The organism is Janthinobacterium sp. CG_23.4, from assembly GCF_029892305.1.
GTDB classification, from domain to species: domain Bacteria; phylum Pseudomonadota; class Gammaproteobacteria; order Burkholderiales; family Burkholderiaceae_D; genus Janthinobacterium; species Janthinobacterium lividum_D.
In genome coordinates, this window is record NZ_JARXUX010000001.1 from 3,125,267 (window position 1) to 3,137,817 (window position 12,551).

A 12,551-nucleotide genomic window follows, 5' to 3' on the forward strand; every position below is an offset into this window, starting at 1 on the left:
TCAGACCCGACGGGGGAGTGCGTTCCAGTGGAGTGCACTCCGATCCCGAAGGGACTGACCCCGGCCAATACAAAGCTAACAATATGACCGGCACCCTGTACCTGATCCCCAACCACCTTGGCCTGTCCGAAGGCGCAATCGATCCACTGAGCCGCCTCATTCCAGAGCAAGTGCAGCACATCACTTCGCAGCTCGATTATTTCGTCGCAGAAAACGCCAAGACGGCGCGCGCCTTCCTGAAATTGATCGGCAACCAGCATCCGCTGGCCAAGCCCTTGCAGGACATAACGATTTCCGAACTCAACGTCAATACGCCTGCACAAGCACTGGCCAGCTTGCTGGCCCCCTTGCTGGCGGGACGCGATGCGGGTCTCGTGTCAGAAGCGGGCGTGCCAGCCGTGGCCGACCCCGGCGCCGACCTGGTGCGCCTGGCGCATCAGCACGGCATTAAAGTACGCCCGCTGGTAGGCCCGTCATCGATCCTGCTGGCCGTGATGGCCAGCGGCTTGAACGGCCAGAGTTTCGCCTTCAACGGCTACCTGCCCACCGATGCATCGCTGCGGGCCAAGCGCATCAAGGAACTGGAAGTGCGTTCGCGCACGGAAAAGCAGACCCAACTTTTCATCGAAACGCCCTACCGCAACGCCGCCATGCTCGAAGCGCTGGTGGCGCAATGCGCGCCGTCCACGCTGATCTGCGTCGCCACCGACCTGAGCCTGGACACGGAAAACGTGCAAACGTGGAATGGCGGGCAGTGGAAGAAACAATTGACCGCCGGCAAGGCACCCGACTTCCACAAGAAACCGACCGTGTTCTTGTTGTTGGGACAGTAAACGACAAACGCCACGAACATATTTGCCGTGGCGTTTACTTTGTTCAACTACGATAGTTACGCCACCTGACAAAACCGTAGCGAGCGGAAGGGAGAGGTGGCTAAGAAGCGCAACCGTACTCTAGTACGGTGAGCATCGCAGGCCGCCTATACCGACGCGCAGTAGGTTTGGTCAGGCGTCCTCAGACTCGACGTGTGCCGGTATTTTTCTGACCGCCCTTGCCCGTTTCCAATACAAACTTCGCGCCATCGTCGCGGCCCAGCACCTTGACCAGGTAAGGCATGACTTCGCGCAACATCGGCTCGAGCGTGTACGGCGGGTTCAAAATGAACATGCCGCTGCTGTGCAAGCCGAAACCATCCGGCGACGGCGTGTTGACCGTCAAGGTCACGTGCAGCCAGTCCGAGCTAGGCAATTGCTTGAGCTTATCGGCAAACTGGCGCGACTCCATGCGCTGCAGCACTGGATACCAGACGGCGTAGATGCCCGACGGGAAGCGCACCAGGGCGTCGGCCAAGGTGTCCTTGACCTTGCGGTAATCCATCTTGTCTTCGTATGGCGGGTCGATCAACACCAGCGCGCGGCGCGACGGCGGCGGCAACAGCGCTTTCAGGCTCTGGAAGCCGTCGGCCTTGGTAATCAGCACGCGCTTGCCGCGCACGCTAGGACGCTCGCCCTGGGCCAGCGCATGCGCCTCGACCTTGCGGAAGTTGTCAGCCAGAATTTTCGCGTCAGCTGGATGCAGCTCAAACAGGCGCAAACGGTCTTGCTCGCGGCTGACCTTGTCAGCGCAGTATGGTGAACCCGGGTAATAGCGCATCTTACCGCTCGGATTCATTTCCTTGATCAGCTTCATGTACTCGGCCAGCGAGGCCGGCAAGTCCTTGCGATCCCACAGGGGCGCGATGCCCGTTTCATACTCGGCATTTTTCGAGGCATAGCCACCGTCGAGCGCATACACGCCCGCGCCGGAGTGGGTATCGATATAACTATAGGCGGTATCTTTTTGATTCAGATATTGCAACAACTGAATCTGCACATAATGCTTCAACACATCGGCGTGATTACCCGCGTGAAAGGCGTGGCGGTAACTCAACATAAGCTGGCTAATTCCATAATAAAAATAAACAAAGGCGGGGCTGCGCTGACACCGGGCGGGGCATGAAAACAGACTGGAGGAGTCAGGCTGCGGGGCCAGGAAACAGCATGGACCAGCGTAATCAGCGCGCATTTACCAGCATTATCCACCAGAAAGGCCTGTTACATCAAAAAACACAGCGAAACAAGCGCATGCATTCTCAAGACCAAGGGAGTCGGGCGCGGTAGAATACGCGCCTCGGGCACCCCGCGCCCATCAGCCTACTAATATAGATACTGCCATGCACAGCCTGACCCTCACGACCGATAACCGCGCCGACGTCGCGGCAGCCCTGGCCGGCCCGCGCTGGACGGTGGCCTGCCTGTGCGCGCTATGGTGCGGCACCTGCGGCACTTACCGCGCCACGTTCGAGGAACTGGCAGCGCGCCACCCCGATAGCGTGTTCGTCTGGATCGACATCGAAGACCAGGCCGACGTGGTGGGCGACCTCGACATCGACAACTTTCCCACCCTGCTCATACAGCACGAGGACCAAGTCGCCTTCTTCGGCACCGTGCTGCCCGACGGCGGCCTGGCACACCGCATGGTGCAGGCGCAGCAAGCCCTCAGCGGCGATGAACTGGCAGCACTCGCCAGTAGCACACAAGAGCGGCGCGACTGGCAGCGCGACTGCAACCTGCGTACCCTGCTGGCCGCCAGCCTGGCCTAGAACACTCGAAAAAACCTGCTGCGCGCCGCCATTGGCGGCCTGCGGTGCTCACTGCGCAGCCACACAGCGAGGCCTCTGGTCACAACTGGCTGCCGCCCGCGACGCTGTTGTGCGTGTTCTGCATCAACTTTAGCCGAGCCGTAGCGGCAAGCTGCGCAGCCGTTTCCCCGTCAAACTGAAGATGGCGTTGGCCACGGCCGGCGCAATCGGTGGCGTGCCGGGCTCGCCCACGCCTTCCGGATGCTCGGCGCTGGCGATGATGATGGTTTCCACCTCGGGCGCCTGCCCCATGCGCAGCACCGGATAGTCGTGAAAATTGCTCTGTTCCACCTTGCCATCCTTGAAGGTGATCTCGCCACCGAGCGCCGCAGACAAGCCAAACAGCACGGCCGACTCCATCTGCTGGGCAATGATGTTCGGATTGACGGCGATACCGCAATCAATCGCGCACACCACGCGTTGCACGCGGATTTCGCCGTTTTCCACGCTGACCTGCGCCACTTGCGCGACGATGCTGCCGAACGACTGGTGCAAGGCCACGCCATGCGCATGGCCAGGCGGGGCACTGCCCGCCCTGGCCACCGCCGCATCGAGCACGGCCAAGTGGCGCGGATGCTGCAATAGCATGGCGCGGCGAAAGGCGATGCCATCGTGTCCCGCCGCGTGGGCCAGTTCATCGATAAAACTTTCCTTGAAGAAGGCATTGTGCGAATGCCCCACGGAGCGCCAGTAGCCGATAGGAACAGCGCTGTCGGCGATGACGTGGGCGATGCGCTGGTTGGCTATTTCATACGGCAGGTCGAATTCGCCCTCGACCGTGGTCTTGTCCGGCCCTGCGGCGGGCAAGCCGAAATTGCGCTGCAAGAACTGGTGCGTGATCGAGCCGCTGACGGATTGATTGTCCCAGGAAGCGATGCGGCCATGCTCGTCCAGGCGTGCCGCAAAGCGCGCCAGCGCGGCGGGACGGTACATATCATGCTGCGTGTCCTGCTCGCGCGTCCACACCAGCTGCACCGGCGCGCCATCGCACTGCAACGCGATGGCCACGGCTTGCGCCACCATGTCCACTTCCAGGCGGCGGCCGAAACCGCCACCGAGCAGCAGCACCTCGATGGCCACGTCTTTCGCATCGACGCCGGCCACTTTCGCCGCCACGTCGACGGCGATGCCAGGCGCCTGCGTCGAGACCCATAGCATCACCTTGCCATCCTTGACCTGCGCGGTACAGTTGACCGGTTCCATGGCAGCATGCGCCAGGAAAGGCGCACGGTACTCGGCTTTGACGCTGCGCATGCCTTGCACGGCTTTACCTTCCGCCTCGCCGCTGACGTGGTACGCATGGCCCACGTCGTTATCTAACAGGCGGGTAAACTCGGCATACACGCCGGCGCTGGACAGGCCCGCTTGCGCAGCGGCCTTCCACTGCGTCGGCAAGGCGGCCGCCGCCTGCCTGGCGCGCCACCAGGTGTCTGCCACCACGGCGGCGCACGAGGTGACCGATGTGCTGCGCTGCATCAGGTGCGGCGTCAGGTCGAGCACCTTGCTAACGCCGGGCATGGCCAGGATGGGCGCCGCATCGAAGGCAGCGAGGGTGTCACCGAGACGCGGTGGCAGATGCAGGGCCGCGTACAACATGCCCGGCGGCCGCGCATCGATGCCGAAACGCGCGCTGCCATTCACTTTGGAAGGCGTATCGCGGCGCGGCGCCGGCTGGCCGATCAACTTGAAATCCTTGGGCGACTTCAGCACGGGCGTGCCTGGATCGATGGCAGCGGCCAGCTGCGCCAGGCTGGCGTAGCTGGCGCGCCGGCCGTCCGGGTGGATCACGGCGCCATCGTGCGTGCGGCATTGCGCGGCCGGCACCTGCCACTGCGCGGCGGCAGCTTTCAGCAGCATGGCGCGCGCCGATGCGCCCGCTTCGCGCATGGGCCCCCAGCCATCCTTCACGCTCGACGAGCCACCGGTGACGATCACGCCCAGTTCGCGCGCCGCCTTCGCCACCGTCCATTGGGCCAGCGCCTTCAGGCGACCCTGGTCGTCCGGGTGGAACGGCAGGCTGTCCTTGAGCATGGCGACATTACCGAAGATTTTATCCATAGGCGCCTGGATCAGCTTTACGCTAGACAAGGGCACGTCGAGCTCCTCGGCCACCAGCATCGGCAAGGCCGTATGCACGCCCTGCCCCATCTCGCTGCGCGGCATGGCCAGGGTCACGCTACCATCGCCAGCAATGGCCAGCCAGCCGTTCAGCGCCACGGCGCCCTCCTGGAGCGCCAGCGGCACGCTGCCCTGCAGGCGCTGGCGCGGCGGCAGCACGCCCCAGCCCAGCACCAAAGCGCCCACGCCGGCCACGCCGAGACCGAGGCCGCCGAGCAAAAAACGGCGGCGCGACGTGGTGTGTGCTGCGCTCATGGAAACTCCCCTTATCTCGTTAATCATCGATCCAGCGCGCCAGCATATCCTGTGGCAGCACCGGGCGGCTAAACAAATAACCTTGCGCCAGCTTGCAGCCATGACGCAGCAGGAAGGCGGCCTGTTCTTGCGTTTCCACGCCCTCGGCGATCACCGACAAGTGCATGCTCTTGCCCAACTCGATGATGGCAATCGCGATCGCTTCATCGTTCACGTCCGTCGAGATATCCTTGATGAAGGAGCGGTCGATCTTCAAGGTTTGCACGGGCAACTGTTTCAGATACGCGAGCGAGGAATAGCCGGTACCGAAGTCATCGATGGCCAGACCCACGCCGATGGCATGCAAATCATTGATGAAGCCGAGCGCGTCGCCCGTGTTCATGATCACCGATTCCGTCACTTCCAGCTGCAGGCGCTGCGGCTCGAGTCCCGTTTCCTGCAAAATATCGGCCACCATGCCGGCGATGCTGCCTCGCTCGAACTGTTTCACCGACAAGTTGACGGCCATCTTCGGCACGCGCAAGCCCTGCGCCTGCCAGCGCATCATCTGGCGGCACGCTTCGTCGAGCACCCATTTGCCCAGCTGGTTGATGAAACCGCTATCCTCGGCCAGCGGGATGAAGCGCGCCGGCGGCACCAGGCCCAGTTCCGGGTGGTTCCAGCGCACCAGCGCCTCGACGCCAACCAGGCGACCCGTGTCGATTTCCACCTGCGGCTGGTAATTGAGGAACATCTCGTTTTTTTCCAGCGAGCGGCGCAAAAAAGTTTCCAGGCGCAGACGCTCGACGCCCTCGCCCGTCATCGACGGCGCATAAAAGCGGTAGCCATTGCGCCCGCGCGCCTTGGCCTGATACATGGCCACGTCGGCATTGCGGATCAGCATATTCAAGTCCAGCGCATCATCCGGATACAGGCTGATGCCCACGCTGCAGGTGATAAACAATTCATGGTCGGCCACGGTGAAGGGCTGATCGAACATGGTCATCAGCTTTTCCGCCACCTGCGTAACGCCGCACTCGCCATCAACGCGCTCGAGCAGCACGATGAACTCGTCGCCGCCCAGGCGCGCCAGCGTATCGCTTTCACGCAGGCAGACAGCCAGCTGGCCAGCCACTTTTTGCAGCAACTCATCGCCCACATGGTGGCCCAGGGTATCGTTGACGTTCTTAAAACGGTCCAGGTCAATAAACAGCACGGCCAGTTGCTCCTGGTCGCGCGCGGCGCGCAGCAGGGCGCGCTGCAAGCGGTCGTGAAACAGCAGGCGGTTCGGCAATGCCGTCAGCGGATCGTGGTGCGCCATGTAGTCGAGCTTTTCCTGCGACTGCTTGATCAGGGTAATATCGCTGAACACGCCCACATAATACGTGGTGTCGGCGCGCGCGTCGCGCACCGCGCTGATGGTCAGCCACTCGAGATAGATTTCACCGCTCTTGCGCTGGCGCCAGATTTCGCCGCGCCAGAAACCGCTGGCCTTCAGTTCGCTCCACAGGGCCTCGTAAAACGCCGCATCATGGCGCGCCGAGCGGTTCAGCGACGAATGCCGGCCCAGCGCCTCGGCTTCGCTATAGCCCGTGATCTGCGTAAAGGCGGGATTGACGGTGACGATGATGCCATGCGCGTCGACTACCCGACAGGCGCAGCTTTTCTTCCGCTTCCTTGCGCGCCGTGATATCGGCATACACCCAGATGCTGCCTTCGTTGGGGTGCAGCGGATCGAGCGCACTGCCACTGACCAGCGCCCATAACAGGCTGCCGTCGCGGCGCCGGTACTGGCGCTCCTCGCTGAAATCGACGCCATTTGCCAGCACCGGATACTGGCGCTCGCCCGCCTCTTCGAAGTCAAACGACGTCATGAATACGATGGCGGTCGACTTGCCCGTCATTTCGGCATGGCCGTAACCAAACAGCTCCTCGCAGCGGCGGTTGACGGAAACGATGCGGCGATGGCGCACGAACATCACGCCAAACATCACATTGTCGAGAATGGCGCTTTGCTGCGTCAGCAGCGCCTCGATACGCATTTCGTGGTGCTTGCGCTGGCTGATGTCGGCAATAATGCCATCGACCCAGACGACACCCTGCGCGCAGGCCTGCGGCTGGCCATTCTCGGCTACCCAGCGTTCGATACCGAAAGCGTCGATGATGCGATATTCCAGCGCATACGGGCGCACCTCCTGCACCGCCTGGCGCACGGCGCGGCGGTGCGCAAGCCGCTCTTCCGGGCTGATCAGGGCGGCCCAGGCATGCGTGGTGCCGCTCATGAACTGGCGCGCCGAATAGCCGCAGATGGCCTCGATGGCATCGCTGACGAAGTCGATCGCGCCGTCAGGCCGGTAGCGGAAAACGGCGCCCGGCACCTGCGTGACGATGGTGCGGAAACGCTCTTCACGCTGACCCACATCCTCGAATAGCTGGCCGATGGCGGCGCGCATTTGTTCGAGCTGGGCCGTCAGGCGTCCCAGCTCGTCGTTGCTGTGCGAGACCAGCGGCGTATCGAAATCGCCGTGCGACAGCCGGTCGGAAAAGCGCATCAGGCGGCGCAGGGGCCGCAACAGGCGACGGTTCAGGAACAATACGATCAGCGCCATCGACACGGCCAGCTGCGCGCCCAGCACAAAAAGATAGGACATCTGCTTTTCGCGCAGCTCCTGCTGGCTGCGTGCATCATCCATCTCGACGACGACGTGGCCGATGCGTTCGCCGCGCACGATAATGTCGCGCTCGGCGCGGTACAGATTACCCACGGGCCGCTGCGGTGCCTGCAGGCGGATGAATTGCGCGTCGCCCAGTCCCAGCACCGTCACCAGCAGCACGGCTTGGTCGCGCATCACCGACTCGACCAGCGAATGGGCCGATTCGGCATTCATGTTCCACAGCGACTCCTGCATGCCCAGCGCCAGGATGTCGGCATTGCGCTGCAAGGCCTCATTCAGAGTGGTGCGCGCCGACTGGCGTTCATGCACGCCGACCAGCAGATAGCTGCCAAAAATGGCGGGCACGACCAGGCCGCCTAACACCACTAGCAGCAGGGCGCCATAGATCGACGAGCCGAAAAGCTGACGCAGGCTGGCGCGCAGGCGCTGGTAGGGCGAATTAAACATGCGGCAATAGGGCAACAGACATCAGGCAGGCAATCATGGAACGTTACAAGGGCATTCGGGTGATACGGCAGGAAGAAACTTTTCCAGCGCCAATTATGCATGGGAAAAGCGGGAAAAGTCACCAATAAACACGCACCAACGCCGACCTCAGGCCATATACATGGGACTGAAAAACCACACCTGGGCTGGCGCGTCCGGCCAGCGCCAGCAGAAAAACGCGCCGCTTGCTATCATCGCCCCACTTTACCTAGAGGAACCACCATGACCTTCTCCATCTACTCCGCGTCGATCCCCGTCTTCAAACAGATCCTGGGCAGCCTGGCCGCCATCCTGGACAAGGCGGAAACGCACGCGCAAGACAAGAAAATCGACCCGAACGCCCTGCTGCAATTCCGCTTGTTCCCGGACATGCTGCCGTTCGTGCGCCAGGTGCAGATCGCCACCGACTTCGCCAAGGGCTGCGGCGCGCGCCTGGCCGGCGTGGCCGTGCCAGCGTATGAAGACAGCGAACAAAGCTTTGCCGAGCTGAAGGCGCGCATCGTGAAAACCATCGCCTTCCTGGAAAGCCTGCCGCAAGCGGACATCGACGGCAGCGAAACACGCGCCATCACCACCGGTAGCGGCGAAAAAACCAAGCACTTCACGGGCCAGACCTATCTGTTCCACTACGCACTGCCGCATTTCTTCTTCCACGCGACGACGGCGTACGACATCGTGCGCCATAACGGTATCGAAGTCGGCAAAAAAGACTTTATCGGCAGTTATTAATAGTTGACGCTGAAAGATCTGGGGTCAGACCCTCGCGCACGCTAGCGCTGAGCTCTGCGTTAGCGTCCTTGGGGGTCTGCCCCCTGCAGTTAGGGGGGCTGACCCCGGCATTTCAGCAGTTGCTGCTGGCTAAGCTAAGTATTGCGGCGCGGATACCCTTGCGAAAGAATCCGCACCCACACCACTTCCTTCTCTGCATCCGTCATCGACACCCAGTGGGCCACTTCCACCACACTGCGCCCGCAGCCGCGGCAAATTTCGTCGAACGTCGTCGAGCAGACAGCCACGCAGGGCGTATCGGCACGGGGCGGTAATTGCTTGTCCGCCATCATGATGCCTGCGGCAAGCCGAGCTTGGCCCAGCCTTCGACACCCAGATTTTCCAAGGTGGCGATATTCTTGTCAAAGATTTCCGACGCTTCCGGGAAGGCCTCGACGGCGCGCGCTATGCTGTCTTCGCGCAGCAAGTGCAAGGTCGGGTAGGGCGAGCGGTTGGTGTAGTTGCTGATGTCATCCTCGAACGTCTCGGCAAACTGGTAGTTCGGGTGGAAACTGGCCACTTGCAGTTCGCCGGCCAGGTGCATGTCTTCGACGGCCGCGTCGGCCACATCGAGAAACTCGTTGTAGTCGAGGAAATCGTTCAAGGTGTACGGGTGGATCAGCAAGGTCGTGTCGATCTGCTCGGGGGGCGTGTCGGCCAGGATTTGCAGCTCGTCCATCAGCATGGACAGCAAATCTTCCGGATTGCTCGATTCGCACACCACATAGCGGATCTGCTGCTTGACGTGCACGGCCTTGGCGAACGGGCACAGGTTCAGGCCGATGACGGCCTTTTCCAGCCAGACAACGGTATTGGCGATGATGACGGCGTTGTCGTCGTCGTGGCGCGGCGGGGTGTTCATATGCATGGCTCTCTATCAAATCAATATGGCGGCCGGCAGCCCAATGGCCGGCATTAGCCAAATTGTACGCACTGTCCGCATTCTTTGCGCAGTCTCATACGGAATGCCTGCCAAACTTGCGCGATCGTCCTCGCCATGTATGCTATAACAACGGCCGAATCGCGCATCGGACGAATAAAATTTGCAATGATGACGGTACTTGCGAATGGAAACCCAGGCGTTTACCACTTATTGACGCTTATTTCCTGTCATCATGCTGACATAATTCTTGACTGTGGCATGGGGATATCCGTACACTCGCAACTTGATCATGGGTCTGTCCGATGTTTCTCCGACGACAATAATGGAACACTATGCACGAAAACTCCTTTACATCTACCGTCCTGGCGGCGTTGGCCCTGGCGCTTGCGCCCGCCCTCAGCCAGGCGTACGACGCCGGTGTTGAGAGCGATAACGCACCAGTCGCCACCACCACCGCACCGGCGCTGATCCCGATGACCGCCCAGGTCACGGCAAAACTCCCCACCCTCGACAACCGCCTGCAAAAGACCGACCGTCTGCTGAAAAATCTCAGCGACAATTCCGATCCGCTGCGCGAAGCCGACGTCTGGGGCCGCATCCGCAGCGGCTATGCGATTCCCGACATCAATAACCAACTGGTGGCCAACCACGTCAACTGGTACGCCACCCGCCCCGACCACATCGCCCGCACCACGGCGCGCGCCTCGCGCTACATCTTCCACGTGGTGCAGGAACTGGAAAAGCGCGGCATGCCGACGGAACTGGCCTTGCTGCCGTTCATCGAGTCCGCCTTCAACCCGCAGGCATTCTCCAGCGCCAATGCAGCCGGCATGTGGCAATTCGTGCCTGCCACGGGGCGCGACTTCAACCTCAAGCAAAACATGTTCAAGGACGAGCGCCGCGGCGTGCTGGCCTCGACCGATGCGGCCCTGACATATCTGCAGCGCCTGTATGACATGTTTGGCGACTGGCAACTGGCGCTGGCTGCCTACAACTGGGGCGAAGGCTCGGTGCAGCGCGCCATCAAGAAAAACCAGTCGCTGGGCAAACCCACCGATTTCGACAGCCTGGCCGACCTGATGCCGGCAGAGACGCGCAATTACGTGCCCAAGTTACAAGCGGTGAAAAACATCATCGCCAATCCAGCCCAGTTCGGCCTGACCCTGCCCGTAGTCGACAACCAGCCGTACTTCACGGCCATCGACAAGACCAGCGACATCGATATGACTGTTGCCGCACAACTGGCCGAACTGTCGATGGATGAATTCAAAGCCTTGAATCCGCAGTTTAACCGCCCCGTCATCATCGGCGGTGAAAAAACCAAGATTCTGTTGCCGCAGGAAAATGCCGCCAAGTTCACCACCAACCTGGCACAGTGGGGCCATGCCTTGTCGAGCTGGACCACGCACAAGATCACCAACGCGCGCGAACGCATCGAAACGCTGGCGTCGAAATTTGGCACCACGCCCGACGTGCTGCGCCAGGCCAACAATATCCCCCAGCGCACCAGCCTGCGCGCCGGCTCCACCATCCTCGTGCCGAAAACCTCGACCACGGTGAACAAGGACATCAGCCAGGAAATCGCCGACAGCGCCACCATGCTGCTCGAAGCGGACCGCCCGGAACGGGCCGCCAAGGCACTGCGACGCGCGACCAAGGGCGGCAAGGTGCAGGCGGCGCCAATTTCCCTGGTAAAACCGCGCATCCAGCGCGGCGGCGGCAACAGTCGCGCCAAGGCCCGCCACTGAGTGCACCTGACATGAGCGACACTTCCGGCCGGCGTTGCTAGGCCTTGCAAGCCACCCGGCATCGGATTTCCACCGGCCGCCACAGCTTTGCTGTCACGGCCGGTGACACATCCGCCCTGGTCCGTTTACTCTCCCAAACAGGAGTCGTCATGGCTTTCTTGCACGGCAAAAAATCCTCATCACCGGCTAATGCCGTTCAGTCAAGGGTTTTGGCGTGATTGATGAGCGCCAGTAAATTCGCTAACCCCAGTCCTTGTTCTTGGGCTAAAAATAGCATCACTGACACTAACTGAACGGCATTACTCATCACGGGCCTGCTGATTGGCAACAGCTCGATGGCCTGGCGCACGCCATCGGTTTTGCACCGCGCGAGGCGATCGACGGCGACTTCCTCGACGGCTTATCGCGCGACAGCTTCCACATTGCGCACGATATTTCCGCCTACAGCTTCCCGGCCATGACCAAGGCCGCACTGCCGCTGCTGCATCCGGGTGCATCGGCGCTGACCATGACGTGCTTGGGCGCCGTACGCGCCGCGCCCTGTTACAACACCATGGGGCTGACCAAGGCGTCGCGGGAAGCGTCGGTGCGCCACCTGGCCGAATCGCTGGGCCAGCGCGGCATCCGCGCCAATGGCATCTCCGCCGGCCCCATCAAGACGCTGGCCGCCTCCGGCATCAAGGATTTCAGCAAACTCCTGGGCTTTGTGGCCAAACACGCGCCGCAGCGTCGCAACGTCAACATCGAGGAAGTGGGCAACACGGCCGCCTTTTTGCTGTCCGACCCGGCCTCGGGCATCACCGGCGAGATCACCTGCGTCGATGGCGGCTTTTCACAAGTGATGGCCGTCCATCCAGAGACAGAGCAATGCGCCGGTGATCGATACTTCACGCGCGCCGCTTGTCGTCTCTTGATAGCCAGAAACCCATCGGGCCAGGAAAACGCAGCCGCCGCCGCTG

At 61.7% G+C, this 12,551-nt stretch carries 10 protein-coding genes and 1 pseudogene; 5 read left to right on the plus strand and 6 right to left on the minus strand.

What is annotated here, in order from left to right:
* Positions 1-83: 83 nt before the first annotated feature.
* Positions 84-833: an SAM-dependent methyltransferase gene (locus tag H4V96_RS13975; protein ID WP_196855535.1), complete on the plus strand. Its 750-nt coding sequence runs from the start codon at positions 84-86 to the stop codon at positions 831-833.
* A 181-nt stretch (positions 834-1,014) separates the two neighbouring features.
* On the opposite strand, the gene rlmJ is transcribed toward H4V96_RS13975, so the two are convergent.
* Positions 1,015-1,932, minus strand: a complete 918-nt coding sequence (gene rlmJ, locus H4V96_RS13980; RefSeq protein WP_010399525.1) for a 23S rRNA (adenine(2030)-N(6))-methyltransferase RlmJ — start codon at positions 1,930-1,932, stop codon at positions 1,015-1,017.
* 280 nt (positions 1,933-2,212) lie between these two features.
* Between rlmJ and H4V96_RS13985 the strand changes: the two genes are divergently transcribed.
* The gene (locus H4V96_RS13985) at positions 2,213-2,641 is read left to right on the plus strand and encodes a thioredoxin family protein (protein ID WP_010399527.1); all 429 of its coding nucleotides are present in this window, start codon (positions 2,213-2,215) and stop codon (positions 2,639-2,641) included.
* Positions 2,642-2,770: 129 nt separating this feature from the next.
* Here the strand turns inward: H4V96_RS13985 and H4V96_RS13990 are convergent, their stop codons facing one another.
* From H4V96_RS13990 to H4V96_RS22505, 3 genes are read right to left on the minus strand one after another with little or no spacing between them, the layout of a single operon-like run.
* Positions 2,771-5,053 carry a xanthine dehydrogenase family protein molybdopterin-binding subunit gene (locus tag H4V96_RS13990; RefSeq protein WP_196855534.1) on the minus strand — a complete coding sequence of 761 codons (2,283 nt, stop codon included), beginning with the start codon at positions 5,051-5,053 and terminating at the stop codon, positions 2,771-2,773.
* Positions 5,054-5,072: 19 nt separating this feature from the next.
* On the minus strand, positions 5,073-6,731 hold the full coding sequence (locus H4V96_RS22500) for an EAL domain-containing protein (protein WP_348533193.1): 1,659 nt from the start codon (positions 6,729-6,731) through the stop codon (positions 5,073-5,075).
* Positions 6,616-8,154: a PAS domain S-box protein gene (locus H4V96_RS22505; protein WP_348533194.1), complete on the minus strand. Its 1,539-nt coding sequence runs from the start codon at positions 8,152-8,154 to the stop codon at positions 6,616-6,618. The genes H4V96_RS22500 and H4V96_RS22505 overlap by 116 nt, the downstream gene beginning before the upstream one ends.
* A gap of 261 nt (positions 8,155-8,415) precedes the next feature.
* Here H4V96_RS22505 and H4V96_RS14000 point away from each other — a divergent pair, with 261 nt between their 5' ends.
* Positions 8,416-8,922, plus strand: coding sequence for a DUF1993 domain-containing protein (locus H4V96_RS14000; protein ID WP_196855532.1), 507 nt, complete (start codon positions 8,416-8,418; stop codon positions 8,920-8,922).
* A gap of 134 nt (positions 8,923-9,056) precedes the next feature.
* On the opposite strand, the gene H4V96_RS14005 is transcribed toward H4V96_RS14000, so the two are convergent.
* Entirely contained in the window at positions 9,057-9,254 is a 198-nt protein-coding gene (locus H4V96_RS14005; RefSeq protein ID WP_128089281.1) for a DUF1289 domain-containing protein, read from the minus strand.
* Positions 9,251-9,823, minus strand: coding sequence for a DUF1415 domain-containing protein (locus H4V96_RS14010; protein WP_070346794.1), 573 nt, complete (start codon positions 9,821-9,823; stop codon positions 9,251-9,253). Before H4V96_RS14010 ends, H4V96_RS14005 begins: the two co-directional genes overlap by 4 nt.
* 353 nt (positions 9,824-10,176) lie before the next feature.
* Between H4V96_RS14010 and H4V96_RS14015 the strand changes: the two genes are divergently transcribed.
* Complete coding sequence (locus H4V96_RS14015) at positions 10,177-11,592, plus strand: transglycosylase SLT domain-containing protein (RefSeq protein ID WP_196855531.1); 1,416 nt, start codon at positions 10,177-10,179, stop codon at positions 11,590-11,592.
* A 328-nt stretch (positions 11,593-11,920) separates the two neighbouring features.
* A pseudogene (locus H4V96_RS14020) lies at positions 11,921-12,439 on the plus strand (SDR family oxidoreductase); the annotation flags it as partial.
* Positions 12,440-12,551 lie beyond the last annotated feature (112 nt).